A 24,926-nucleotide genomic window follows, 5' to 3' on the forward strand; every position below is an offset into this window, starting at 1 on the left:
ACCGGTGGTGCCGTGCGGTGCGAGGGGAGCGGGGCGGGGCGGGGCCTACTGGAGGCCGGCGGCCTGCTTGACCTGGGCGGTGAACTGCTCGGGCGTCGCCGTGGTGTTGCCCGCGAACAGGTTGATCGACTTGCCGTCCACCTTGACCGTCGGGGTGCCGGTCACGCCGCTGTCGTTGAACGCGTCGGCGACCTTCGCCGCCCACGGCGCGTAGGTCTTGTCGGTGACCGCCTTCACGAAGGCGTCCGTCTTCAGCCCGGGCACCTGGCCGGCCAGGTCCAGCAGGTGGTTGACGTCACCGAAGTCGTCGCTGCGCTCGTCCGGCTGGTTGGCGTACAGCACGTCGTGGAAGGCCTTGAACTTGTCCACGCCCTCGTTCAGCGCGGCCCCGGCGGCGGCCAGCGCGGTGCGCGAGCCCTTGCCGCCCAGGTTCTTGTCCAGGAAGGCGGCCAGGTGGAACTCCACCTTGATCTGGCCGTCCTGGGTGAGCTCCTTGACCGTCTGGCCGTTCGCCGCCTCGAAGTGCTTGCAGACCGGGCAGCGGAAGTCCTCGTAGACCTCCATGGTGTGCGGGGCGTCGGCCTTGCCGTAGGTGATCACCGTGCCGTTCGGGCCGGTGGCGTTCGCCGGGACGACCAGCGGGGCGTTCGAGGACGCGGCCGAGGCCTTGTCGTCCTTGCCCGAGGCCGAGTTGATCGCGATCGCGACACCGCCCGCGAGGGCGAGCACGACGACGGCCGACACGGTGACGACGATCCGCTGACGGCGCTTGGCGGCCTGCTGCTCGCGGCGCTGCGCCTCCTGGATCCGCTCGCGGGCGCTGATGAGCTTGGCCTCGCGCTTGGTGGGCTTGTCCTGAGCCATGGGGAAGTCAACTCCTGTACGCGGCGCGCAGGTGCGCGCGGGTGGCCGCACGGGGGGTGCGGCGGGGATCGGGTTACGCGGGAGTTGTGCGCACTGCCTGCGGGCGCGCCGGACCGTACTCGGGAGAGCCGGGGGCGGGGGACTCAGCAGGCAGGCGCGAAGACCGGCGGACCACGCCGGGGGGCCGGGCTCAGCACCACGTCCTCGCGGCGCGGCCGCTCGTGGTCCGACACCGGCAGCGGCACCCGCAGCACCGGACGGACCGGGGCGGGCAGCAGCAGGAGGAGCAGTGCCCGCAGCGGGCGGGCCACCGACTGGCGCAGCGCGCGCAGCGCCCGGGCCAGCCCGGACAGCGCCGCGTCGCCCAGCCGCAGCCAGGCCGAGGCCGCCAGCGCGATCACCAGATGGACGAAGAGCAGCAGCAACTGGGTCGTGGCGGGCGCCAACTCCCCGGCGTGGCCCAGTGGGCCGCCCAGCAGCGAGCCGTCCACCGAGCCGCCGCCGCAGACCAGCAGGTTCACCCCGCGCGCGGAGACGTGCTCGGACAGCACCGGCCCACAGCCGGTCTGGCCCAGGTTGAACGTGGTGTTGAGCAGCAGCTCGACCGGCACCATCACGACGGAGATGTGCAGCATCCGCCGCTCCCCGCCGGCCAGCACGGCCGCGACCAGGAAGACGACGGCGCTCGCGGTGGCCACCAGCGACAGCGGCAGCGGACGACCGGTGATGACCACCTGGCCCAACGCGGCCATCGGCACGGCGAGCGCGGTGAACACCGCGGCCCGCAGGGCCCTGGTCGTGTGGGTCGAGGTCATCACGCTCCGGAGTATGCCATGGTCCTTACACCGGGCACGAGAGCGCGTGCGCTACTCCGTTCGAGTGCGGGCCCCTCACGTCGCGCGCGGGCTCGACAGCCGCCACCGCACGACTAGCCTGGAAGGCACTCCCGCTGACCCCGACGAGGGGGTGGACGCTCATGGCGCGGCCCGACACCACGGTCGGACAGGTCCTGCTCGCCCGGATCGAGGCCCAGGCGGTGGTGCTGGCCGGCCTGGACGACGCCGTGCGAGCGGACGAACCCGACGCGGTGCACCGGATGCGGGTCGCCTGTCGGCGGCTGCGCAGCGCCCTGCGGACCTTCCGTCGGCTGCTCGCCCCCGGCGCCACCGACACCCTGGTCGCCGACCTGCGCTGGCTGGGTGCCGCGCTCGGCCGGGCCCGGGACCGCGAGGTGCTCGCCGAACGGCTGGCCGCCCGGGCCCGCGAGCTGCCCGCCGCCTGCGGGCCGGAGCGGGTCGCCGCCGCGCTGGAGCAGTGGGGCGAGGCCGAGCACCGCCGGGTCCGGCCCGAGGTGGTCGCCGCCCTGGACAGCGCCCGCCGACGCTCCCTCACCGCCGGACTGACCGCGCTGCTCGCCGACCCGCCGCTGAGCCCGCGCGCCGCCCGCGCCGCCGCGCCCGAACTCTCCCGGATCGCCGCCCGTGAGCAGCACCGGACGGCGGACCGGGTGCACACCGCCCTCGCCGCCGGCCCCACGGAACGCGACAGCGCCCTGCACGAGGCCCGCAAGGCGGCCAAGCGGGCCCGCTACGCGGGGGAGACGGCGACGCCCGCGGTGGGCGCGGCGGCGGAACGTTTCGCCGAGCGGATGAAGGCAGTCCAGGAGGTCCTGGGCGAGCACCAGGACGCGGTGGTCGCCGCCGCGGCCCTGGCGGGACAGGCGGCCGAGGACGGCGAGGCCTTCGCGTACGGGGTGCTCTACGCGGGGCAGCTGGCGGCGGCCGAGACGGCCCGGGGCCGGCTGCCGGAGGCGTGGGCGGGGGCCTCGGGGCGGAAGCTGGCGCGGTTCGGCTAGGTCCTGCCCGGCGAGATCGGCCGGACAGGACCTACGAGGTGGAGCCGCCGGGCGGCCGGAGCCAGCGGTCGTCCTCGAACTCGGCGGGGAGCTCGTCCTCCCACGGGTAGATGCCCCGCCGTTCGAGCTCGTCGAACCAGCGGTCCCGTTGGGACTCAGGCAGTCGACGGCCGCACCACGGGCAGAACACGATGCCGAGCGTCGATCTGCCGCCGTCGTGGATGACGAGTCCGTACTCCTGGAACTTCGCCGAGTGGTGGATCACCGCATCCGGGCAGTCGAACGGGTCCTCGTGCCGGTCGCACCGGTGGTCCAGGCGGGTCGTCATCTCTTCGCAGCAGTGCTGTGGCATGGCCTCGGGTGCTCGGGATCGGTCGAACGGCTCACGTTCGGCTCGGGTCGAGCCCCGCCGAGCGTGCCGCCTCGCGCAGCAGGTCGCGGAGCATCGGGACGGTCAGTCGGCCGGTGTTCGTGTTGCGCGGGCTGACGTGGTAGCAGCCGTACAGCTGGAGGTCGGGGCCGCCGTCGCGGGCCGGGAGGGTGACCCGGGCGGCGTGGCCGAAGGCCGGGCGGGGGCGCGGGACGGTCCAGCCGGCGTCGGCGATCACCGGGAGCATCGCCTGCCAGGCGAAGCCGCCGAGGGCGACCACGGTCCGTACGGTGGGCCGCAGCAACTGGAGTTCGCGGGTGATCCAGGGACGGCAGGTGTCGCGTTCGGCGGTGCTGGGCTTGTTGTCGGGCGGGGCGCAGCGGACCGGGTCGGTGATCCGGACGCCGTACAGCTCCAGGCCGTCGCCGTGCCGGACGGACTCCGGGCGGTTGGTGAGCCCGAGCTCGTGGAGGGCCGCGTAGAGCAGGTCGCCGGAGGGGTCGCCGGTGAAGATCCGGCCGGTGCGGTTGGCGCCGTGGGCGGCGGGGGCGAGGCCGACCAGGACGAGCGGGGCGTCGGGCGGTCCGAAGCCGGGGATCGGACGGGCCCAGTAGTCCCAGTCCTGGTAGGCGCGGCGCTTGGTGCGGGCGGTCTCCTCGCGCCAGGCGACCAGGCGCGGGCAGGCCCGGCAGTGGGTGACGACCCGGTCGAGGTCGGCGAGTCCGGTGGCGCGGGCGGCGGCCTCGGCGGGGTGGCGCGGGTGGTCCGGGTCATCGGCGGGGGCCGGCTGCATGGCCCCGATCCTAGGGCGTCCCGGGCGTCCGCTTCACCGATGTTCGCGCAGGCGTAGCGTTGAAGCAGTTGCTCCGGCGGCCCCCGGCCCGGCCGGGTCGGCGGTGGCCGGACGCGCCGGTGTGCGCCGAGGCCGCGAGGAGGCCGCGATGATCGTCGATGCGGTGCTGGGTGCCCTCGGGGGGCTGGTCGGGCTGGGGGCGGTCTGGGCGGGGCTGAGCATCCGGGTGGTCCAGCAGTTCCAGAAGGGCGTGGTGTTCCGCTTCGGCCGGGTGCGGCAGGAGGTCCGGGAGCCCGGGCTGGTCGCGCTGATGCCGATCGCGGACCGGCTGCGCCGGGTGAACGTGCAGATCGTGACGATGCCGATCCCGGCGCAGGAGGGCATCACCCGGGACAACGTGACCGTGCGGGTCGACGCGGTGGTCTACTTCCGGGTCGAGGACCCGGTGAAGGCGACCGTCAACGTGCAGGACTACAACTTCGCGATCTCCCAGGTCGCGCAGACCTCGCTGCGGTCGATCATCGGCAAGAGCGAACTGGACGACCTGCTGGCCAACCGCGAACCGATCAACCAGGGGCTGGAGTTGATGATCGACAGCCCGGCGCTGGGCTGGGGGATCCAGATCGACCGGGTGGAGATCAAGGACGTCGCCCTGCCGGAGTCGATGAAGCGCTCGATCGCGCGGCAGGCGGAGGCCGAGCGCGAGCGGCGCGCGCGGATCATCACGGCGGACGGCGAGTACCAGGCCTCGGAGCGGTTGTCGGAGGCGGCCGCGGTGATGAGCGCGACCCCGGCGGCGCTCCAACTGCGGCTGCTGCAGACCGTGGTGGAGGTGGCGGCGGAGAAGAACTCCACGTTGGTGCTGCCGTTCCCGGTGGAGCTGCTGCGGTTCCTGGACAGCGCGACCGAGTCCCAGCAGCGGGACCTGCTGGCGGCCGCCGCGGTCGCCGCGGCCGCGAAGTCGGCGGAGCAGGCGGTGGAGCGCGGTGAGGTGCCGGACGTGGAGGTCGGCCGTGAGCTGCCCAAGCACGAACTCCCGCCCTTGGAGGAGGTGTTGACCCGGTCGCCGATGGACGGCGCCGACCCGGAGGGTGGGGCGGCGGAACCGGACGGACAGCAGGAGGCGGCGTCCTGAGCGGTGCCCGGTGGCGTCGGCCGCCGGGCCGGACCAGGATGGACGAGGGGGGTGGAAGCCAGGTCAGGAGGCGGACCATGACCAGAGCCGGCGACATCATGCACCCCGGGGCCGAGTGCGTCCGCGAGCACGAGACGCTCGCCGCCGCGGCCCGGATCATGCGGGAACGGGACGTGGGCGCGCTGCCCATCTGCGGGGAGAAGGACAAGCTGGTGGGCATCGTGACCGACCGCGACATCGTGCTGCGCTGCGTCGCCGAGGGGCGCGACCCGGCCACGGTGACGGCGGGCGAACTGGCCCAGGGGCGGCCGATGACGGTGGAGGCGGACGAGGACTGCGAGCAGGTGCTGCGGGTGATGGAGCAGTACCAGGTGCGTCGGCTGCCGGTGATCAACCACCCGGAGCACAAGCTGGTCGGCATGATCAGCGAGGCGGACATCGCGCGCGGGATGCCGCAGTCCCGGGTGGCGGAGTTCGTGTCGGCGGTCTGTGCGGACGAGCCGCCGAAGAAGGAGGCCCTGCAGGGCTGACCGGACGGCGAGGCCCGACCGGCCCGGGCCGGTCGGGGCCGGAGGGTGTCAGCCGAGGGCGTAGACGGAGGTGGCCTGGGCGGCGAGTTCCTCGGCGCCCTCGGCGGTGAGGGTGACGTCGAGGAAGGCGATCCGGCGGCCGAGCTTGGTAACCCGGGCGTGGACCAGGACGTCCTGCCCGGTCACCGCGCGCTGGAAAGACGTGGACTGCTGGACGGTGGCCATCGGCCCGAGGCTGCCGCGGGCCGCCGACACGGCGATCACGCAGGCGGTGTCGGCGGCGGCCATCATGGCCTGGCCGGACAGCGTGCCGCCCTCGCGGGCGAGCCGGTCCGACCAGGGTAGCCGCAGCACGGCGTGGCGGTCGCCGGTCTCGGTGGTGGTCAGGCCGAGCTCCAGCACCCAGGGGGCGAAGTTCTCGGCCAGGATCTTGTCCGCCTCGGCGGGGGTGAGGGTCATCGTCCCATTGTGGCGGGAGTGTTGGTGGGCTGTCAGGCCTTGGCGAGGGTGTCGAGGTGGCGGCGGAGCACCGCGTGCAGCTCGTCCGGTCCGACCAGGTCGGGGTGCTGGACGGCCTGCAGGGTGAGGCCGTCCAGCAGGGCGGAGAGCCGGCGGGTCTCCAGCTCGTGGTCCAGGCCGGGGGTGAGGGCGCCGGTGCGCTCCAGCTCGACCAGCACGCGGCGGACCAGTTCGTCCAGGCCGGCCTGCAACTCGGCGGCCCGGGGGCGTAGTTCGGGCCGGGTGCGGGCGGCGGTGACGAAGGAGAGCCAGAGCGCGGACTCCTCCCGGCGCTCGGCGTCCAGCGGGAGGGTCTCGGCGAGCAGCCGGACGGTGCGGTCGCGCCGGTCGGTGTCGGGCGCGGCGTCCGGGTCGAGCAGGACCCGGGCGTGGGAGTGGATCCGGACGTCGATCCGGCGGGCCAGCTCCTGCATCGCGAAGATCATCAGCTCCGAGCTGCCGGTGATGTAGTGCCGCACCGAGCCGACGGCGAGTCCGGCCTCGTCGGCGACGTTGCGCAGCGAGGCGTGCTCCAGGCCCTCCCGGGCGGCGACGCGCAGCACGGCGTCGGCGACGGCCTGGCGGCGTTCGACGGGGTCGACGATCTTCGGCATGTTGCCGTTATAGCACGGGCGGGCTAAATTGACCCCGGCCGCTTATTTGGCACGGCTGAGCTATAAAAATCGGGGAGTGGGGCAGGGATGAACGACTGGGTGCACATGGCGCTGATCGCCGCCGTCGTGGTCGTGGTGGTGGTCCGGCGGCTGCGCGGTGAACCGCTCAACGCGCGGGACCTCTTCGCGCCGCCGGTGGTGCTCACCGGCCTCGGCCTGTGGGCGCTCTCGCAGCGGCACGGCCTCGGGGTGGGGGACTACGTCTGGGTAGGCGCGGGCGCCGCGCTCGGCACCGCCTTCGGGGCCCTGCGCGGTGCCACCATCCGGGTCTACGAGCACGGCGGGGTGCTGTGGCAGCGCTACACCGGTCGGACCTTCCTGGTGGCCGCGGTCTCGCTGGCCGCGATGGCGGGCTTCGCCGTGATCGCCGAGCACAGCGGCCTGGCGGCGGACGCCCGCCCGGTGCAGCTGTCGATCGGGGTGGGCTTCCTGGGGGAGGCGCTGGTGGTGGGCTACCGCGCGCTGGCCTCCGGCACCCCGTTCGCGCCGGAGCGGCGGGATTCGACCCCGGCTTCGGGCCCGGATCGATTCGGGCGGTAACTTTGGTTGTCGAAGCCAATCTCGGTAACTATGGTTGTCGGCATGACCGTTGTGGAGATCACCCCCGAGGAACGGGCCCGACTGGCCGAGGCCCTCCTCGGCGCACTCGACCCGCTCGCCGTCGCCGTTCGGTCCCGGGCGACCGGGCTGCCCGAGGAGCGGATGTGGCACGGTGAGCCGGCCGAGGTCGCGCTCTCCGTACTGTCCGCCTGGAAGCTGCTGGACGCCGAGGTCCGGCGGCTCACCGCCGTCGCGGCCGCCACCGCCGGCTCCTACGGCGCCAGCTACGAACAGCTGGGCGCCGCCTGGGGCATCACCCGACAGGGCGCCCGGAAGAAGTGGCCGGAGGCCGTCGGTCGCCCGGCGGCCCGGCCCGGTTCGCTCGAACTGTTCGGCGGCAGCGCCGAGTTGGTCCGGGACGAGGCGGCCGACGGCTGGCGCTGGACGGCCGTCGGCGCCGACGGCAGCACCGGGGAGGCGGCCGGCGGTCACCCGACCCGGGAGGAGGCCGCGGCGCACGCCGGGGCCTTCCTCGCGGGGCACGCCTAAGCCCTGTCCCGCAGCTCCCGGGCGATCAGCTCCGCCAGGTGCAAAGCCCGTCGGCCGTCGGCGAGTTGGGCGATCTGGGTGCGGCAGCTGAAGCCGTCCGCCAGCACCACGGTGTCCGGGCCGGCGGCCCGGACCTCGGGCAGCAGCACCCGTTCGGCGATCGCCTCGGACACCTCGAAGTGGCCCTGCTCGAAGCCGAAGTTGCCGGCCAGACCGCAGCAGCCGGAGTCCAGCACCCGGTTCTCCAGGCCCAGTCGGGCCTCGACCCGGCGGTCCGCGGCGCTGCCGAGCACCGCGTGCTGGTGGCAGTGGGTCTGGGTGACGGCGTCCAGCCGGATCCGGGGGAGCGGGGCGTCCGGGGCGTACTCGTCGATGAACTCGGCGAAGGTGCGGGTCCGGTCGGCGAGCGGGCGGCCGTCCGGGCCGAGCAGCCGGGGCAGGTCCTCGCGCAGGGTGGCGGTGCAGCTGGGGTCCAGGCCGATCACGGGGGTGTCGGCCGGGAGCCCGGCGGCCGTCAGCGCGGCCAGGCTGCGCCGCAACACCCGGCGGGCGGTGCCGAGTTGGCCGGTGGAGTACCAGGTGAGGCCGCAGCAGACCGGCCCCTGCGGCAGTCGGACGTCGAAGCCCAGGTGCTCCAGCACCTCGACGGCCGAGCGCAGCACGTCCGGCTGGAGGTGGTTGGAGAAGGTGTCCGGCCACAGCAGCACCGGCCGGGCGCCCGCCGGGGTGGGGCGGTTCGGGGCGCCGCCGTCCGGGCGGTGCCGCCGGTACCAGCGGGTGAAGGTCTCCGGCGGGAAGACCGGCAGCACCCGCCGCCGGTCGATCCCGCCGAGCCGTTTGAGCAGCGGGCCGGCCGGGGAGCGGAGCAGCGTGTTGGCCGCGCCCGGCGCGCGTTCCACCGCCCGCAGCCACAGCGGCAGCCAGCCCATCGAGTAGTGGGCGAGCGGGCGCGGCCGGTGCCGGTAGTGCTGGTGCAGGAACTCGGTCTTGTAGGTCGCCATGTCGACGTGCACCGGGCAGTCGCTCGCGCAGCCCTTGCAGCTCAGGCAGAGGTCCAGCGCCTCCCGCACCTCCGCCGAGCGCCAGCCGTCCGGGAGCGCCTCGCCGCGCAGCATCTCGGCGAGCAGCCGGGCCCGGCCCCGGGTGGAGTGCCGTTCCTCGCCGGTGGCCATGTAGCTGGGGCACATCACCCCGGTGGTCGGGTCGACGCACTTGGCGACGCCCACGCAGCGGTGCACCGCCCGGGTCAGGCTGCCGCCGTCCTGCTCGTACGGCAGGGCCAGCGGCAGCTCGCGGCGCGGGGAGGTGACGAAGCGCAGGTCGGCGTCGAGCGGGCGCGGGTCCACCAGCGCGCCCGGGTTGAGCAGGTTCCCCGGGTCCCAGATCCGCTTGAACTCGCCGAACAGGGCGATCACTTCGGGCGGGTACATGCGGGGCAGCAGCTCGCCGCGGGCCTGTCCGTCGCCGTGCTCGCCGGAGAGCGAACCGCCGTACGAGACCACCAGATCGGCCGCCTGTTCCATGAACTCCCGGAAGACCAGCACTCCTTGGGGTTCGGCCAGCGGGAAGTCGATCCGCAGGTGCACGCAGCCGTCGCCGAAGTGTCCGTACGGGACGCCGCGCAGGCCCTGCCGGCGCAGCAGGGCGCGCAGGTCCCGCAGGTAGTCGCCGAGCCGTTCGGGCGGGACGGCGGAGTCCTCCCAGCCGGGCCAGGCCTCGCCGCCTCCCGGCAGCCGGGTGACGATCCCGGCGCCGGCCTCCCGGACGGCCCACAGCTGGCGCTGCTCCACCGGGTCGGTGACCAGGGCGACGGTGGCGGAGGGCTCGCGGCGCACCGCGTCGGCGAGTTCGCGGGCGGCCTGGTAGGCCTCCAGCGCGGTGGCGCCGCCGGTCTCCAGGAACAGCCAGCACTCGCCCGCGGGCAGCCGGTCCAGCGCGGGCGGGCGAGGGCCGGCGGCGAGCAGGGCGGCGATCAGGTCGGCGGCCATGCCCTCGGCGGTCAGCGGGCGGTACGGCAGCAGCGCCGGGACGGCGTCGGCGGCGGCGCCCTCGTCGGGGTAGCCGGCCACCACCAGGGCGCGGGCCGGCGGGTCCTCGACCAGCCGGACGGTGGCGCCGAGCAGCAGCGCGCAGCTGCCCTCGGTGCCGGTCAGCGCCCGGGCCAGGTCGTGGCCGTGCTCGGGCAGCAGCGCGTCCAGCGGGTAGCCGGAGGTGCGGCGGGGCAGCCGGGGCAGGCCCTGCCGGATGACGGCCAGGTTGCGGTCGGTGAACTCCTGGAGTTCCCGGTGCAGTTGGCCGACCCGGCCGGGCAGCGCGCGGAGCGCCGCGCGGCCGTCCGGGTCGAGCCGTCCGCCGACGGTCAGTTCGGTGCCGTCGGCGAGCAGCAGCTCCAACTGCTCGACGTTGTCGGCGGTGCGGCCCCAGGCGAGCGAGTGGGAGCCGCAGGAGTCGTTGCCGATCATGCCGCCCAGGGTGCAGCGGCTGTGGGTGGACGGGTCGGGGCCGAAGCGCAGCCCGTACGGTTCGGCGGCGCGCTGGAGGTCGTCCAGTACGGTGCCGGGCTGGACCCGCGCGGTGCGGGCCTCCGGGTCGACCGCGAGCACCGCGCCGAGGTGGCGGCGGAAGTCCAGCACCACCGCGCCCGGGCCGATCGCCTGCCCGCCGATGCTCGTCCCGGCTCCGCGCGCCACCACCGGCACCCGGTACTCGCGGCACAGCGCCAGCGCGGTGCGCACGTCGTCCGGGTCGGCGGGCTTGACCACCCCGAGCGGCAACTGCCGGTAGTTGGAGGCGTCGTGGGCGTAGACCGTGCGCTCGGCGGCGCCGAAGCGGACCTCCCCGCGCAGTACGGCGGCCAGTTCACGGGCCAGTTCGGCCCCGGGCGCGGCGGACGGACGACTCACCAGGGCCTCCCAGGCAGTGGACTCCGCCGATGATCGCAGCCGGGCCCCGGTCCGGGAACCGGGCGCGACGCCGGGCTCACCCGGCTGGGGGCTACTTCCGGCCGGTGAGGGTGCCGCGGGCGATGTGGGAGAGCTTGGCGACCTCGAAGGCGGGGTAGGCGCCGCCGGCCAGCAGGGCGAACTTGATGCCCTCGCGGCCGCCGGGCTTGCGGTGGCCGGGCGGCAGGAAGCGGCGGTGGTGCTCGGCGGCGCGGTGGAAGAACTGGGGGCGTTCGGCGCGGGTGACGCAGCCGGCCAGGTCGAAGACGAACAGGTAGTGCCGGATCATCCGGACGAACAGGGCGTCGCGGACCGCGTACAGGTGGGGCTGGTCCTCCAGCAGGGCGAAGCTGCGCTCGTACTGGTCGAAGAGGTCGAAGACGCTGCTGCCCGGGCCGCCGGAGGGGTGGACGGTCTCCCGGCGCCGCAGCTGGACGCACTCGCGCGGCAGCACGGCGGCCTTGCGGGCGCCGAGCAGGGCCGCGTGCACGACCGGGACCTCCTCGTAGCGGCCGTCGGGGAAGGCCAGGCCGAGCTCCTCCCAGTGGCCGCGGCGGATCAGCCGGTCCCAGACCAGGGGCGGGGCGCCGAACAGCTCGGGCCGGTCGAAGGGGGCGAACGGTTCGGGCCCGGCTTCGGCGAGCAGGCCCTCGGCGCCGCCCGGCCAGTCCCGGTCGTTGTGGCGGCGGGAGTGGCCGAACAGCAGGACGTCCACCGGGCCGGTCTGCCGCAGCCGGTCGGCGAGCGCCTGGAGGGCGTCGCGGGGGAGCAGGTGGTCGGCGTCGAGGAACAGCAGGTGCTCGCCGGAGGCCCGCGCCGCACCCGCGTTCCGGCTCACCCCGACCCCGACGGCCGCGTTGAGGTGCAGCACCGACACCCGCGGGTGCCGTGCGGCGTACGCGTCGGCGAGCTCGCCGGCGCTCTCGGGGGAGCGGTCGGCGACCACGATCACCTCGACGTCCGCCAGGGACTGGGCGAGCAGCGAGTCCAGGCAGGTGGCGAGCTGTCCGTGCTGGTCGTAGGCGGTGAGCACGACGCTGATCAGGGGTGAGGGCATGACGCCGGAGCGTAAAAGGGCGCGCGAACCGTGGCAAAGCGCTGACGGTACGTAATTCCGAGCAATTGGCAGCAAATAGTACGAGCGTGCGCCATATCTTCACTCCGCCTGCTGGGCGTGCACACGACGACCGACGACGCCGCCGGGCCCGCGACGCGCAGTGCGTCACGGGCCCGGCGGCGTACGGGGTGCGTGCGGGGCGTGCACGGAGCGAGCCGGGGAGGTCGGCTCGGCTCGGGTCGACTCAGTACCAGTGGTGGGACTGCCAGAACGCCCAGGCGCCGCAGGGGCTGCCGTAGCGGGAGTTCATGTAGTCCAGGCCCCACTTGATCTGGGTGGCCGGGTTGGTCTTCCAGTCCGAGCCGGCCGAGGCCATCTTGGAGCCGGGCAGCGCCTGGACCAGGCCGTAGGCGCCGGAGGACGCGTTGACGGCGAGCGGGTTCCAGCTGCTCTCGCGGGCCACGATGTTGCTGAAGCACTGCAGTTGGCCGGCCGGGACGATCTGCGCGGCGATCTGCTGCGGGGTGCCGGTGGGGGCGGCGGGGAGGGCCTGGCGCTGCTGGGAGCGGGAGGCGGCGGCGTCGGCCTGGGCCTTGGCCTCGGCCTGGGCGGCGGCCTGGGCCTGCGCCTGGGCGGCGGCGTCCGCCTCGGCCTTCGCCTGGGCGTCCTGCGCGTCCCGGGCGGCCTGCTCGTCGGCGGCGGAGGCAGCGGCAGCGGTGTCGGCCTGGGCCTGGTCGGCCACCGGCTTGCCGTCCACCGTGACGGCGGCCACCGGGGCGGCGACCTCGGCGGTGCTCCCGGCCTGCGGGATGGCGAGCGCGGCGGTGGCGGCGGACGCGACCACGAGGGTGGCGACGCCGGTGATCAGGGAGTTGCGGCGGGCATGGCTGAGCTGCATGGAGCGGTCGATCCTCTTCCGTCGGGGGCCGTGCCGGGGGTGCCGGGCGCGGCGCATCGCACGGGCTCCGGGTGAGCGGGGCCCGCGCGGCCGTCCGGGACGGCAGTGGCGCCCCGGCCGGAAAGGGCTGGGGCGGGCGGGCTGCGCACGGCGGACGGGGCCGGCCGGCGCTGCCTGGCGACGGGCCATTCTTGGCAGGGCCGGAGACGGCTGGCAAAGGCGCCAGCTACTACGGCGGGTAGTGGCTGCGCGGAGGCCGGAGCCCGGCCGAACGGATGCTTTGAGAGTATTTGTCCGTTTTGTCATCCACGGGTCACGGACGGGCGGCACCGGCGGAAGGTGAGGCCGGGAGGCTCGGTGGCCTGCGATCTTCAGGCCGGGACCGAGGCCGGACCGGGCGGCCGGGCGGCGGTGGACGGCGCCGCGGGGCGGGTGTGCCGACCCTGACAACTATCCAGGGCAGTAGACGGTGAACCCGCTGTGGGCGGGCTCACACGCGTGCGGCGCCGATGTCGACGCAGTGTGACGGATCAGTGGCGACCCGACGACCACCCGACGGCGGCCGGGCGGTCCGGGCGGTGCGCCCCCGGCGCTCGGCCCGGCGGCGGCCGTGAACGGCACCGGGCCCGGGAGCCTCCGCAACGGCTCCCGGGCCCGGCGTACCGGTGCGACGTGGACGGGTCAGGAGCCCGCCACCGCCGCCGCCCGCCGCCGACGTCGGCCCACCACGGCCGCGGCGCCGAGCACGATCGCCGCGGCGACCAGCGACAGGTACATCTGCTTGCGTCCGTCGGCGTCGGTGAACATGTACACCACGACGAAGCCGATCATGCCGATGGCCACCCAGGTGAGATAGGGGTACAGCCACATCCGGACGGTGTGCCGCTCGGGCATCTCGCGCTCGATGATCTTGCGCATCCGCAGCTGGGTGGCGCAGATGACCAGCCAGACGAAGAGCGCCACCGCGCCGGAGGAGTTCAGCAGGAAGGAGAACACGGTGTTCGGCGAGGTGTAGTTGAAGAAGACGGCGACGAAGCCGAACACCACCGAGGACAGGATCGCCACCCGGGGCACGCCGCGGCTGGTCACGGTCGCGAAGGCCTTCGGCGCGTCCCCGCGCTGGCCCAGCGAGAAGGCCATCCGGGAGGCGGTGTACATCCCGGAGTTGAGGCAGGAGAGCACCGCCGTCAGCACGATCACGTCCATCACCTGGCCGGCGTGCGGGATGCCCACGTGGTTCAGCACCGCCACGTACGGGTTGGCCTTGACGTCGGCGGAGTCCCACGGCAGCAGGGTCACCACCAGCAGGATCGAGCCCAGGTAGAAGATCCCGATCCGCCAGATCACGCTGTTGGTGGCCTTGCTGACCGCCTTCTCCGGGTCCTCCGACTCGCCGGCCGCCAGGGTGACGATCTCGCTGCCCATGAAGGCGAAGACCACCGTGAGCATGCCGGTGAACACCGCGCCCACGCCGTTCGGCAGGAAGCCGCCGTGGCCGGTCAGGTTGGTGGCGCCGACCGCGTGGGTGCCGGGCAGCAGGCCGAAGGCGGCGAGGACGCCGATCACCAGGAAGGCGGCGATGGCCACCACCTTGATCCCGGCGAACCAGAACTCGAACTCGCCGTAGGAGGCGACCGAGAACAGGTTGGTGGCGGTCAGCACCCCCATCACGATCAGTGCCCAGCCCCACTGGGGCACGCCCGGCACCCAGTTGTTGAGGATCTTGGCCCCGGCGGTCGCCTCGACCGCGAGCACCACGACCCAGAAGAACCAGTAGAGCCAGCCGATGGTGAACCCGGCCCAGCGGCCCAGCGCGCGGTCCGCGTACGCCGAGAAGGAGCCGCTCTGCGGGTCGGCCGCGGCCATCTCGCCGAGCATCCGCATCACCAGCACCACCAGCACGCCGGCCAGGGCGTAGGAGAGCAGGATGCCGGGGCCGGTGGTCGCGATGCCCGCGCCGGAGCCGACGAACAGGCCGGCCCCGATCACCCCGCCGATGGCGATCATCGACAGGTGGCGGTTCTTGAGCCCGGCCTTCAGGTGGCCGTCGCCACCGTGACCGACCGGGCCGAGCTGGTGGGGGATTCGGGTGGTGTCCGCCGCCTGCTTGGTGGTGTCCGCACTCATGGAGGGTGTCCTCTGCTTTCCAGCGCGGCATGACCCCCGGCTCGTCGCGCCGGAGGGTGGGGGACAGACCCGCGCATTGCGGTGCAACCTAACTTCTCCGCCCGGGTAGCGGAACAGCCCCTCGGTAACTGTTCGCTCACCGGACACGAAAGGCCAGGTCAGAGTGGGTGAAATGGTGGCGAAAAAGGCTCAAATCTGACCCATCGTCACCATGGCGGGAACCCGCCAGGCGCCACGGGGGCCGGATCCCGCACCCGGATCCGAGGGCCGGCCCGCACCCGGCTCCGAGCGCTGTGGCCGATCCGGGCGAACGCGCGCACAGTGGGAACCATGCAGACCACCTGGAAGGGGACGATCAGCTTCGGTCTGGTCAGCATCCCCGTCCACCTCTACTCCGCGACCCAGGAGCACGACGTCCCGCTGCACCAGGTGCACGCCAAGGACGGCGGCCGGGTGCGGATGAAGCGGTACTGCGAGCAGGAGGAGAAGGAGGTCCCGTACGCCGAGATCGCCAAGGGCTACGAGTCCCCCGACGGCCGGACGGTCACCCTCAGCGACGAGGACCTGGCCGACCTGCCGCTGCCCAGCAAGAAGGTCATCGACGTGCTGGCCTTCGTGGACGCCGGCGAGATCGACCCGCTGATGTTCTCCAAGGCCTACTACGTGGGCGTCGCCGACAAGGCGGCCGCCAAGCCGTACGCCCTGCTGCGCGACGCGCTGGTGGAGTCCGGGCAGATCGCGGTCACCAAGATCGCGCTGCGCACCCGGGAGTCGCCCGCCGTGCTGCGGGTGCACGATGGGACGCTGGTGCTGCAGACCTGCATCTGGCCCGACGAGGTCCGCCCGGCGGCCGGGATCGCGCCCGAGGAGGACGTCGCGGTGCGGCCGCAGGAGCTCAAGATGGCGCGCTCGCTGATGGACACCCTCTCCGAGGACTTCGACCTCTCCCAGCTGCACGACGACTACCAGCAGGCGTTGCAGCAGGTGATCACCGCCCGGCTGGAGGGGGTCGAGCTCCCGCACGAGGAGGAGCCCGGCGGGGCGCCGGACAACGTGATCGACCTGATGGAGGCGCTGCGCAGCAGCCTCAAACGGGCCAAGGGCGGGCGGGCGACGGCCGCGGCGGCCCCGGAGCCGGAGGAGCAGCCCGCGCCCCGCAAGCGCGCCGCGACGAAGCGGACCACCGCCGCCGCGACGAAGCGGACCGCCGCCGCCGCGACGAAGCGGACCGCCGCCGCCGGGGCGGCCGGAAAGGCCGCCCCGGCGAAGAAGACCACCACCCGCAAGTCCCCGACCCCGCGCAAGGCCTCCTGACCGCGCGGGCCGGGGAGTCCCTCCCCCGACGAACGCAGGAGATCCCGATGGACCTGCTCACCTACAAGGAGCTCGACAGCGGCCCCGACGCCCCGAAGAACCCGGGCCTGGGCTACCGGGCCTGGCACTGGCTGCTCAGCCTCAGCCCCACCGTGGTGACCTTCATGGTCGCGCTCTCGATCGGCCTGCTCATGGTCGAGGTCCAGACGGAGTGGGCCCCGATGATCGGGCTGATGGCCTTCTTCTGGCTGCTGACCTTCATCGCGCTGGCCGGCATGGTCGCCCGCTGGGCGACGCCCGGCGGGGGCAGGCACCGGATGACGGCCTCCTGACGGCGGGTCGGGCCCTCGGCGGGCTCAGCCGATCCACACCGTGGTCACGTTGCAGAACTCCCGGATGCCGTGCCCGGACAGCTCCCGTCCGAAGCCCGAGCGCTTGACGCCGCCGAAGGGCAGCGCCGGGTGGGAGGCGGTCATGCCGTTGAAGAACACCCCGCCGGCCTGGACGTCCCGGACGAAGCGCTCCTGCTCGTCCGGGACGGTCGTCCAGACGTTGGAACTGAGCCCGAACGGGGTGTCGTTGGCCAGTGCCACCGCCTCGTCCAGGTCGGCGACCCGGTAGACGGTGGCGACCGGGCCGAAGGTCTCCTCCTGGTGGATCCGCATCGCCGGGGTGATCCCGGTCAGCACGGTCGGCTCGTAGAAGTAGCCGGTGTCCCAGCCCATCGGGCGGTTGCCGCCGCACTCCACCCGGGCGCCGTGCGAGCGGGCGTCCTCGACCAGCTCCTCCAGGTCGTCCCGGCCCTGTCGGCTGGCCAGCGGGCCGACGTCGGTGGCCTCGTCCATCGGGTCGCCGATCCGCAGTCCGCGCATCGCCTCGGTGAAGTCGGCGGTGAAGCGGTCGTAGACGTCGGTGTGCACGATGAAGCGCTTGGCGGCGATGCAGGACTGGCCGTTGTTCTGCACCCGGGCCCGGACCGCGGTGGCCACCGCGGCCGCCAGGTCGGCGCTCGGCAGCACCACGAACGGGTCGCTGCCGCCCAGTTCCAGCACCGCCTTCTTCACCTCGTCCGCGGCGGTGGCGGCGACCGCCCGCCCGGCCGGCTCGCTGCCGGTCAGGGTGACGGCGACCACCCGGCGGTCCCGGACCACCCCCTCGACCGCGCCCGAACCGATCAGCAGGGTCTGGAAGCAGCCCTCCGGGAAGCCGGCCCGCCGGAACAGCTCCTCGATGGCGAGCGCGGTGCGCGGCACGTTGGAGGCGTGCTTGAGCAGGCCGACGTTGCCCGCCATCAGGGCCGGCGCGGCGAACCGGATCACCTGCCAGAACGGGAAGTTCCACGGCATCACGGCGAGCACCGGCCCGAGCGGACGGTAGCGGACGTACGCGCGGGCGGCCCCGCTGTCGGCCACGTCGGCCGGGTCGGGGTGCTCGTCGGCCAGCAGCGCCTCGGCGTGGTCGGCGTACCAGCGCATCGCCTTGGCGCACTTGGCGGCCTCGGCCCGGGCGGCGGCGAGCGGCTTGCCCATCTCCTCGGTCATCGTGCGGGCGACCGCCTCCTGCTCCCGGTCCAGCAGGTCGGCCGCGCGGTGCATCAGCTCGGCGCGGGCGGCGAAGGGGGTGCTGCGGTAGCCGTGGAAGGCGGCCTCGGCGCGGGCCAGCCGCCGCTCGATCCCGGCCGCGTCGAGCGCTTCGAAGGTCTGGACGATCTCGCCGGTCGCGGGGTTGACGCTGGCGATGGGCATGCGGGGCTCCCAGAGGGTGTCAGGGTCCGGTGCGTCTGCCCTCACACCCTCCCCGACGGCCCGCCCCCGGGCGCGCCACCGCGACCCCCGGCGTGTCCCCTCCGGGCCGGGCGCGGCACGGTGTCGCCGGGCCGGCGGGCGTCACTCCGGCAGCGACTCCACCCGGGCGGCCGCCTCCCGGGCCCGGGCGCCGGCCCTGGTCCGCGCCGCGGTGACCTGGCGGCCGGGGAAGCGGTGCAGGTACTCGGCCTCCAACTCGCCGGTGCGCAGCGTGTGCCGGTTCAGCGCCTCCTCCGAGCCGTACAGGAAGGTCTCGTGGCGGGTGCGGTGCAGCTGTTCCAGCTCGTGCAGCAGGGTGTCGTTGCCCAGGGCGTGCGCGGAGACGCCCGCAGGCCGGATGTGCGGGTCGTTGGCGTGCCGCATCTCGGTACCTCCTCGGCCGAAGCCCCCTCCTACAGTGTCCGGTGCCCGGCGCCGGCGCACCCGTTCGCGCTTCGGGGGACAGACAAGAGAAGTTGTAAAAGGAGTGTCGTACAAGAGCTCTTGTGGATATCCTCCGGGGCATGGACGACACCATCGGGCAACCGCGCGGCGCCCGGGAGATCCAGGACTCCCGGGTGCTCGCCGCCCTCACCCACCCGCTGCGCCGCCGACTGATCGACCTGCTCAAGGTCGACGGCCCGGCCACCGTCGGAAAGCTGGCCGAACGCACCGAGCAGGCGGTCGGCAACGTCAGCCACCACCTCAAGGTGCTCGCCGAGAGCGGACTGATCGAGGAGGCGCCCGAGCTCGCCCGGGACCGGCGCGAGCGGTGGTGGCGGCTGGCCGACCGCGAACTCAGCTGGACCAGGGCCGACTTCGACGGCGACCCGGTCACCGAGGCGGTCGCCGAGGCGGCCGGATCGATCCTGCTGGAACGCCAGGTGGAGCTGGTCCGCGAGTGGTCCGTACGGCGCGGCGGCTACCCGGCCGACTGGCGGGACGGCTGCTCGGTGGCCACCCAGAGCTGGCTGCGGCTCACCCCCGAGGAGGCCCGGGAGCTGGCCGCCGACCTGCACGCGGTGATCCAGAAGTGGGCGCACCGGCCGGTGCCCGAGGACGGGCACGAGCGCGAGACCGTCCTGGCCTTCGCCCACAGCGTCCCGGCCAGGCCGTGACCGCCGCCCTCGCCCCGGCCCCCGAGAATCCCCGACTCCGGTCGCGCCGGGGGCTGTTCGCCCAGCACGACTTCCGACTGCTCTGGGCCGGCCAGACCGTCAGCCGCCTGGGCAGCAGCGTCACCACCGTCGCGCTGCCGCTGGTCGCGGTGCTCACCCTGGACGCCGGGCCGCTCGCCACCGGACTGCTGACCGGCGCGGTCTGGCTTCCCTGGCTGCTGTTCGGCCTGCCCGCCGGGGTGTGGGTCGGCCGGGCGCCCCGGCGGGCGGTGATGATCGGCTGCAACCTCGGCTCCGCCGCGCTGTTCGCGAGCGTGCCGCTGGCGGGTTGGTTCGGCGTCCTGACACTGGCGCAGCTGCTGGCCGTGGCCTTCCTCAGCGGGGTATCGGCGGTGTTCTTCGGCGCCGCCGAACAGGCCTACCTGCCCGAACTGGTGGCGCCGGAGGACCTGATCGAGGGCAACGCCAAACTGGAGGGCAGCGGCTCGGCGGCCGAGGTCGCCGGCCGCGGACTGGCCGGGTTGACCGTCCAACTACTGGGCGCGGCAACCGGGTTGCTCATCGACGCGGTGAGCTTCCTGATCGCCGCCGGCACCCTGCTGCGGATCCGCGCCCGCCCCGGGCCGGTGGCCCCGGCCCGGACCGGCTTGCTCCGGGAGGTCCGGGAGGGGCTGTCCTTCCTGCTGCGCGACCCCTACCTACGGGCCTTCCTGGGCTTCGGCGCGGCCGCGAACTTCGCACTGATGGGGTACCAGGCGATCCTGGTGCTGTTCCTGGTCCGGGCGGCCGGGATCGCCCCCGGCTGGGTCGGCGCCCTCGCCTCCGCCGCCGCGGTCGGCGGCGTGCTCGGCGCGCTGGCGGCCCGTCCGCTGTGCCGCCGGCTGGGCACGGCCCGCGCGGTGCGGATCGTGCTGCTCACCGCCGTACCGCTCGGGCTGCTGATGCCGCTGGCCGGGCCGGGGTTCGGCACGGCGCTGTACGTCGTCGGCGCGGTCGGCGTGGTCGCGGCGGTGGTGCTCTGCAACGTGGTGCTCGGCAGCTTCCGGCAGTCCTACACCCCGCCGGAGCTGCTCACCCGGGTGTCGGCCGGGTCGATGTTCGTCGTCCACGCCACCATCCCGCTCGGCGCCCTGGCCGGCGGCGAGCTGGGCGAGGCGATCGGGCTGCGGGCGACCATGTGGGTGATGACCGGGCTGCTGGTGATGACCGGGACGCTGCCGCTGTTCTCCCCGCTGCGCACCCTGCGGGAGCTGCCCACGACACCCCCGCAGATCGGGGCGATCGTAGGATGAATTCCGTACCTTCAGCCTCATTCCCCGACAGCTCGGACAGATCGCACATGCCGCTTCCCAAGGCCGAACTCCACCTGCACATCGAAGGCACCCTCGAACCCGAGCTCGCCTTCGCCCTCGCCGCCCGCAACTCCGTCGCGCTGCCGTACGCCGACACCGAGGAACTGCGGAAGGCCTACTCCTTCAGCGACCTGCAGTCCTTCCTGGACCTCTACTACGCGCTGATGGCCGTGCTGCGCACCGAGCAGGACTTCGCCGACCTCGCCGACGCCTACCTGGCCCGGGCCGCCGAGCAGGGCGTGCGGCACGCGGAGATCTTCTTCGACCCGCAGGCGCACACCGCACGCGGGGTCCCGCTCGGCACGGTGGTGGACGGGCTGACCCGGGCGCTGTCCCGCAGCGAGCAGCGGTACGGCATCAGCACCCAGCTGATCATGTGCTTCCTGCGCGACGAGTCCGCCGAGTCCGCGCTGGAGACCTTCGAGGCCGCCCGCCCGTACTTCGACCGGATCGCGGGCATCGGCCTGGACTCGGCCGAGGTGGGCAACCCGCCGGCCAAGTTCCGCGAGGTCTACCGCCGGGCCGCCGAGGCCGGACTGCGGCGCGTCGCCCACGCGGGCGAGGAGGGCCCGGCCTCGTACATCACCGAGGCGCTGGACGTGCTCGGCGTCGAGCGGATCGACCACGGCCTGCGCTGCCTGGAGGACGGCGAACTCGTCGCCCGACTGGTCCGTGAGCAGGTCCCGCTCACCCTCTGCCCGCTCTCCAACGTCCGGCTGCGCTGCATCGACACCCTCGCCGACCACCCGCTGCGCGAGATGCTCGACGCCGGCCTGCTGGTCACCGTCAACTCCGACGACCCGGCCTACTTCGGCGGCTACGTCGAGGACAACTTCCGCGCCGTCCGGCAGGCCCTGGCCCTCGACCAGGAGACCCTGCGCCGGCTCGCCGCCAACTCCTTCCGGGCCTCCTTCATCGACGACCGGCGCCGGGCCGAACTCCTCGCCGAGGTAGCGGAGTTCACCTTCCCGCCGATCGAGGGCTGAGGTCCTCAGCCCAGCCGGGACGGGCCGCTGCGGGCGTAGTGCAGCAGGGTCACGCCGCTGGTGAAGCGGTGGGTGTCCAGCAGGTCGAGCGGGACGGGGTGCCCGGTGGGGCGGAACAGCAGGGTGCCGCCGCCCAGGACGACGGGGTGGACGTAGATCCGGAACCCGTCGACCAGGTCCTGGGCCAGGAAGGACCCGGCCAGCTCGCCCCCGCTGAGCGAGAGGTCGCCGCCGGGGCCGGCGGTCAGGGCGGCGACCGTCTCCGGGGTGACCTCGCGGACGACGGAGGTGTTCCAGTCGGCGCGGTCGAGGGTGCGGGAGAAGACCGTCTTCGGCATCCCCCGCCAGAGGGCCGAGAACTCCCGCACCGCGTCGTCGGCGCCCGGATCCTGGTCGGCGGTGGGCCAGAACGCGGCCATCAGCTCGTGGGTGCGCCGGCCGGAGACGAAACCACCCATCCGGGCGAGTTCGCGGTTGAAGTGGGTGAGCAGCTCGTCGTCGACCCGGCTCCAGCCGAGGTCGTGGTCCGGGCCCTCGAAATAGCCGTCCAGGGAGATGTTGGCGATGAGGACGATCTTGCGTCGCATGGCGGCCTCGCCGGGGGAGAGCCGGCCACCCCCGGCCGTTGGTCGGCCGGGGGCGGCGGACGGGGGTCAGAGCAGGGTGCTCCAGTAGTACCAGAACCGGTTGAGCACCAGCAGCGCGATCACCGCGTACCAGAGCACCGGAACCACCCAGTGGTAGCGCGCCGCCTCCCGCACGACCGTGCGCGCCCGCGGGCCGACCGGGATGACGCCGGAGCGCAGGTTGTGCAGGGTGGTGTACCAGAACAGCGGGACCATCGCGGCCCACACCACCATGCAGTACGGGCAGAGCGCGCCGATCCGGTACAGCGCCTGGTACATCAGCCAGGTCACGAAGCCGATCCCGAAGACCGTCCCGGCCTGCAGCCCGAGCCAGAACCAGCGCCGGTACGACGCCCCGGCGAGCAGCCCGGCGCCGATCGCGACCACCACCCCGAAGGCGGCCAGGCCGATCAGCGAATTGGGGAAGCCGAAGGCCTCCGCCTGCTCGCTGCGCATGATCGAACCGCAGCTGATGATCGGGTTGATGTTGCAGCTGGGGACGTAGGACGGGTCCTTCAGCAGGCGGATCTTGTCCAGGGTGAGGACCGACGAGGCGAACAGGCCGACCGCGCCGCCGACCAGCAGCAGCCAGGCGAACGGACGGCTCGCGCCGAAGGTCCGCGGGGAGGCCAGGGGTGTCGTCACCCGGTCACCTGCTTGACCATGGCGGTGAACTGCTCGGGCGAGACGGCCTTGCCGTTGGTGAGCACGTCCAGCTTCTTGCCGTCGAGCTTGACGGTCGGGGTGCCGGTGACGTCGCTCTTGTTGAACTCGTCGTTCACCTTGGCCGCCCACGGCGCGTAGGTGCCGTCCTGGACGGCCTTGACGAAGGCGTCCGTCTTCAGCCCGGGCACCTGGCCGGCCAGGTCCAGGATGTGGTTGACGTCGCCGAAGGCGTCGCTGCGCTCGTCGGGCTGGTTGGCGTAGAGGACGTCGTGGAAGGCCTTGAACTTGTCCACGCCCTCGTTCAGCGCTGCCCCGGCGGCGGCCAGCGCGGTGCGGGAGCCCTTGCCGCCCAGGTTGTTGTCCAGGAACGTGGCCAGGTGGTACTCGATCTTGTACGTGCCGTCGTCGGCCAGCTGCTGGACGGCCTTGCCGGTGGTGGTCTCCAGCTGCTCGCAGAACGGGCAGCGGAAGTCCTCGTAGACCTCCAGGGTGTGCGGGGCGTCGGCCTTGCCGTAGGTGATCACGGTGCCGTTGCTGCCGCCCGCGTTGGCGGGGACGACCAGCGGGCCGCTCGCGCCGGCGGTCGAGGAGGAGCCGGAGGAGCCGCCGACGGCGAAGGCCACACCCGCCGCGAGGGCGAGCACGGCGACGGAGGCGCCGCCGACCACCACCCGGCGGCGGATCCGGTCGGAACGCTCGGCCTCGGCGCGGGCGGCGCGCATGCGCTCGGTGGCGTTGGTCTTCTGGCTGGTCTTGCGGGTGTTGCTCATGGGGTGTCGTCCTGTGCTCTCGGGCGTACGGGTGCGCGACGCGACCGGGATCCGGCCCGCGTTGTGGAGAGGAGGACCGTCGAGGGAAAGCGCTCAGACGGCCGGGACGAACACCGGTGGACCACGGCGGACGGCCGGGCGGACCACGACGTCCTCGACGGGGACCAGCACGCGACTGGCCCGGGGGAACGGCACCCGGAGCACCGGACGGGCCGGGACGGGCGCGGCCAGCAGCCGCAGCCAGCGGGCGGCCGCCGGGAGGTGCCGGTGCAGGAACTCGCCCAGCATCCGGAGCGCCGCGGAGAGGCCTGCCAGGGCGGCGTCGGTACGGCGCAGCCAGAAGGCCCCGGCCAGGGCGATCGCTGTGTGCAGCACGACCAGGAGCAGGACGCCGGTCTGCTCGGACACGCCGTGGCCCAGGAGGAAGCCGCCGAGCGAGCCGCCGCCGCAGAGCAGCGGCCGGAGGCCGTGCGCGGCATCGGGCGGCAGGGACGGACAGGAGCGCTGGGCCAGGTCGAACAGGGCGCTGACGCCCAGCTGCAGCGGCACGAAGGCCGCGGCGATCGCGGGGTAGCCGCGTTCGCGGCCGGCCAGGGCGAGGGCGAGCGCGAAGACGGCGGCGGAGGCCAGGGCCATCGTGCCGACCGGCAGCGTACGGCCGGTGACCAGCACCTGGCCGAGCCCGGCGAGCAGCACGACCAGCGCGGCGAAGACCGCCGCGCGGAGCGTCCTGGTGACCGGGCCGATGTCCATGGCATCCGAGTCTGCCACAGGTTGAATGTGGAACGGTCTCGGTGGTGGCGGGCTGTGAACAGCCTCACCACCCGTGCTGAGCTGGGCTTATGCGGATCTTACGGGGGTGGGGGAGCGGGGGCGGGGTGGTGGTCGAGGTGGTGGTCGGCGGCGGTCACGCGGGCCTCCAGCAGGTCGCGGAAGTGTTCCAGGTCGCTGCGGACGGCCCGCTCGATCGTGCCGGCCTGGGCGAAGCCGCGGGGGCCGCCGAACTCGCGGTGGACCGCCTCCGGGTCGTACTCCAGGCGGATCTGGAGGCGGGTGTGCCGGGGGTCGAGGGGGAGCAGGGCGAAGGCGCCGCTCAGGTGGACGGAGTCCAGGGTGCGCCAGGCCATCACCCGGCCCCGGCCGTGGTCGGTGATCTCGGTGTCCACGGAGCGCTCGGTGCCGCCGACCTTCAGGGCGAGGTGGGCGTGGTTGCGGCCGTGGGGGTGGGCGGTGCGGACGCCGTCGACGAACCGGGGGTACTCGTGGACCCGGTGCAGTTGCTGCCAGGTGGCGAGGACGGGGGCGGCGATGTCGATCTGTTCTTCGAGGGTGGTCATGAGGGCCTCCTCCGGGTCCAGCCTGCGCTTGTGGGGGGTGGGGGGCAAAGCGGGGTTCTGGTTTTTCGGGGGGCTTTCGGGAGGGTGGGTGGCCGGGGGCGGTTCCGGGGGTGGGTGGTGCGGGGGGTGGGGGGTTTTTGG

27 protein-coding genes are annotated in these 24,926 nt (G+C 73.7%); 10 read left to right on the plus strand and 17 right to left on the minus strand.

From position 1 onward, the window contains the following. Window positions 1-45 precede the first annotated feature (45 nt). Entirely contained in the window at window positions 46-864 is an 819-nt protein-coding gene (locus tag ACIP4P_RS26065) for a thioredoxin domain-containing protein (RefSeq protein ID WP_400922270.1), read from the minus strand. A 143-nt stretch (window positions 865-1,007) separates the two neighbouring features. Further along, a complete protein-coding gene (locus tag ACIP4P_RS26070) occupies window positions 1,008-1,679 on the minus strand; it encodes a hypothetical protein (RefSeq protein WP_350517535.1) in 672 nt (223 codons plus the stop codon). A gap of 161 nt (window positions 1,680-1,840) precedes the next feature. Between ACIP4P_RS26070 and ACIP4P_RS26075 the strand changes: the two genes are divergently transcribed. Beyond that, window positions 1,841-2,719, plus strand: coding sequence for a CHAD domain-containing protein (locus tag ACIP4P_RS26075; protein ID WP_400922274.1), 879 nt, complete (start codon window positions 1,841-1,843; stop codon window positions 2,717-2,719). A 31-nt stretch (window positions 2,720-2,750) separates the two neighbouring features. Here the strand turns inward: ACIP4P_RS26075 and ACIP4P_RS26080 are convergent, their stop codons facing one another. After that, on the minus strand, window positions 2,751-3,071 hold the full coding sequence (locus ACIP4P_RS26080; protein ID WP_400922276.1) for a DUF6980 family protein: 321 nt from the start codon (window positions 3,069-3,071) through the stop codon (window positions 2,751-2,753). Window positions 3,072-3,102: 31 nt separating this feature from the next. Then, window positions 3,103-3,882 (minus strand): uracil-DNA glycosylase, encoded by a 780-nt coding sequence (locus tag ACIP4P_RS26085; RefSeq protein ID WP_400922278.1) that lies wholly within the window; start codon window positions 3,880-3,882, stop codon window positions 3,103-3,105. A gap of 148 nt (window positions 3,883-4,030) precedes the next feature. On the opposite strand from ACIP4P_RS26085, the gene ACIP4P_RS26090 reads away from it, so the two are divergent. Both ACIP4P_RS26090 and ACIP4P_RS26095 read left to right on the plus strand, forming a co-directional pair. Further along, window positions 4,031-5,017 (plus strand): slipin family protein, encoded by a 987-nt coding sequence (locus ACIP4P_RS26090; RefSeq protein WP_400922280.1) that lies wholly within the window; start codon window positions 4,031-4,033, stop codon window positions 5,015-5,017. Window positions 5,018-5,094: 77 nt separating this feature from the next. After that, window positions 5,095-5,547, plus strand: coding sequence for a CBS domain-containing protein (locus ACIP4P_RS26095; protein WP_400922282.1), 453 nt, complete (start codon window positions 5,095-5,097; stop codon window positions 5,545-5,547). A 48-nt stretch (window positions 5,548-5,595) separates the two neighbouring features. Here the strand turns inward: ACIP4P_RS26095 and ACIP4P_RS26100 are convergent, their stop codons facing one another. Both ACIP4P_RS26100 and ACIP4P_RS26105 read right to left on the minus strand, forming a co-directional pair. Beyond that, window positions 5,596-6,006, minus strand: coding sequence for a PaaI family thioesterase (locus ACIP4P_RS26100; RefSeq protein WP_400922285.1), 411 nt, complete (start codon window positions 6,004-6,006; stop codon window positions 5,596-5,598). A gap of 32 nt (window positions 6,007-6,038) precedes the next feature. Continuing rightward, window positions 6,039-6,659 carry a TetR/AcrR family transcriptional regulator gene (locus tag ACIP4P_RS26105; RefSeq protein ID WP_400922287.1) on the minus strand — a complete coding sequence of 207 codons (621 nt, stop codon included), beginning with the start codon at window positions 6,657-6,659 and terminating at the stop codon, window positions 6,039-6,041. 87 nt (window positions 6,660-6,746) lie between these two features. On the opposite strand from ACIP4P_RS26105, the gene ACIP4P_RS26110 reads away from it, so the two are divergent. After that, a complete protein-coding gene (locus ACIP4P_RS26110) occupies window positions 6,747-7,259 on the plus strand; it encodes a DUF1453 domain-containing protein (protein WP_400922289.1) in 513 nt (170 codons plus the stop codon). A 42-nt stretch (window positions 7,260-7,301) separates the two neighbouring features. After that, window positions 7,302-7,808, plus strand: a complete 507-nt coding sequence (locus ACIP4P_RS26115; RefSeq protein WP_400922291.1) for a hypothetical protein — start codon at window positions 7,302-7,304, stop codon at window positions 7,806-7,808. Here ACIP4P_RS26115 and ACIP4P_RS26120 read toward each other — a convergent pair. From ACIP4P_RS26120 to ACIP4P_RS26135, 4 genes are all read right to left on the minus strand, one after another. Then, window positions 7,805-10,711, minus strand: a complete 2,907-nt coding sequence (locus ACIP4P_RS26120; protein ID WP_400922293.1) for an FAD-binding and (Fe-S)-binding domain-containing protein — start codon at window positions 10,709-10,711, stop codon at window positions 7,805-7,807. The two genes, ACIP4P_RS26115 and ACIP4P_RS26120, sit on opposite strands and share 4 nt — an antisense overlap. A 91-nt stretch (window positions 10,712-10,802) precedes the next feature. Then, window positions 10,803-11,807, minus strand: coding sequence for a glycosyltransferase family 2 protein (locus ACIP4P_RS26125; protein ID WP_400922295.1), 1,005 nt, complete (start codon window positions 11,805-11,807; stop codon window positions 10,803-10,805). Window positions 11,808-12,051: 244 nt separating this feature from the next. Beyond that, window positions 12,052-12,705: a transglycosylase SLT domain-containing protein gene (locus ACIP4P_RS26130; RefSeq protein WP_400922297.1), complete on the minus strand. Its 654-nt coding sequence runs from the start codon at window positions 12,703-12,705 to the stop codon at window positions 12,052-12,054. A 681-nt stretch (window positions 12,706-13,386) separates the two neighbouring features. Further along, complete coding sequence (locus ACIP4P_RS26135; protein WP_400922299.1) at window positions 13,387-14,832, minus strand: amino acid permease; 1,446 nt, start codon at window positions 14,830-14,832, stop codon at window positions 13,387-13,389. Window positions 14,833-15,162: 330 nt separating this feature from the next. Here ACIP4P_RS26135 and ACIP4P_RS26140 point away from each other — a divergent pair, with 330 nt between their 5' ends. Next, the gene (locus tag ACIP4P_RS26140; protein WP_400922301.1) at window positions 15,163-16,146 is read left to right on the plus strand and encodes a Ku protein; all 984 of its coding nucleotides are present in this window, start codon (window positions 15,163-15,165) and stop codon (window positions 16,144-16,146) included. 47 nt (window positions 16,147-16,193) lie between these two features. Further along, window positions 16,194-16,478 (plus strand): hypothetical protein, encoded by a 285-nt coding sequence (locus ACIP4P_RS26145; protein WP_350518699.1) that lies wholly within the window; start codon window positions 16,194-16,196, stop codon window positions 16,476-16,478. Window positions 16,479-16,502: 24 nt separating this feature from the next. Here ACIP4P_RS26145 and ACIP4P_RS26150 read toward each other — a convergent pair whose 3' ends face one another. Further along, entirely contained in the window at window positions 16,503-17,891 is a 1,389-nt protein-coding gene (locus ACIP4P_RS26150) for an NADP-dependent succinic semialdehyde dehydrogenase (protein ID WP_400922303.1), read from the minus strand. Between the two features lie 141 nt (window positions 17,892-18,032). After that, complete coding sequence (locus tag ACIP4P_RS26155; RefSeq protein ID WP_400922305.1) at window positions 18,033-18,314, minus strand: DUF6158 family protein; 282 nt, start codon at window positions 18,312-18,314, stop codon at window positions 18,033-18,035. Between the two features lie 140 nt (window positions 18,315-18,454). Between ACIP4P_RS26155 and ACIP4P_RS26160 the strand changes: the two genes are divergently transcribed. The 3 genes from ACIP4P_RS26160 to ACIP4P_RS26170 are packed head-to-tail and all read left to right on the plus strand — an operon-like array spanning window position 18,455 to window position 21,386. Beyond that, a complete protein-coding gene (locus ACIP4P_RS26160) occupies window positions 18,455-19,048 on the plus strand; it encodes an ArsR/SmtB family transcription factor (protein ID WP_400922307.1) in 594 nt (197 codons plus the stop codon). After that, complete coding sequence (locus tag ACIP4P_RS26165) at window positions 19,045-20,340, plus strand: MFS transporter (protein WP_400922309.1); 1,296 nt, start codon at window positions 19,045-19,047, stop codon at window positions 20,338-20,340. Before ACIP4P_RS26160 ends, ACIP4P_RS26165 begins: the two co-directional genes overlap by 4 nt. A gap of 47 nt (window positions 20,341-20,387) precedes the next feature. Next, complete coding sequence (locus ACIP4P_RS26170; protein WP_400922311.1) at window positions 20,388-21,386, plus strand: adenosine deaminase; 999 nt, start codon at window positions 20,388-20,390, stop codon at window positions 21,384-21,386. A gap of 5 nt (window positions 21,387-21,391) precedes the next feature. Here ACIP4P_RS26170 and ACIP4P_RS26175 read toward each other — a convergent pair whose 3' ends face one another. From ACIP4P_RS26175 to ACIP4P_RS26195, 5 genes are all read right to left on the minus strand, one after another. Then, complete coding sequence (locus tag ACIP4P_RS26175; protein WP_400922313.1) at window positions 21,392-21,973, minus strand: dihydrofolate reductase family protein; 582 nt, start codon at window positions 21,971-21,973, stop codon at window positions 21,392-21,394. 66 nt (window positions 21,974-22,039) lie between these two features. Continuing rightward, window positions 22,040-22,657 (minus strand): vitamin K epoxide reductase family protein, encoded by a 618-nt coding sequence (locus ACIP4P_RS26180; protein WP_400922315.1) that lies wholly within the window; start codon window positions 22,655-22,657, stop codon window positions 22,040-22,042. Then, window positions 22,654-23,448 (minus strand): thioredoxin domain-containing protein, encoded by a 795-nt coding sequence (locus ACIP4P_RS26185; protein WP_350518691.1) that lies wholly within the window; start codon window positions 23,446-23,448, stop codon window positions 22,654-22,656. The genes ACIP4P_RS26180 and ACIP4P_RS26185 overlap by 4 nt, the downstream gene beginning before the upstream one ends. A gap of 93 nt (window positions 23,449-23,541) precedes the next feature. Next, a complete protein-coding gene (locus tag ACIP4P_RS26190; protein WP_350518690.1) occupies window positions 23,542-24,219 on the minus strand; it encodes a hypothetical protein in 678 nt (225 codons plus the stop codon). An 80-nt stretch (window positions 24,220-24,299) separates the two neighbouring features. Then, window positions 24,300-24,785, minus strand: a complete 486-nt coding sequence (locus tag ACIP4P_RS26195; RefSeq protein WP_400922318.1) for an SRPBCC family protein — start codon at window positions 24,783-24,785, stop codon at window positions 24,300-24,302. Window positions 24,786-24,926: the final 141 nt, after the last annotated feature.

Origin of the sequence: Kitasatospora sp. NPDC089509 (assembly GCF_044749365.1) — a bacterium.
Taxonomy (GTDB): domain Bacteria; phylum Actinomycetota; class Actinomycetes; order Streptomycetales; family Streptomycetaceae; genus Kitasatospora.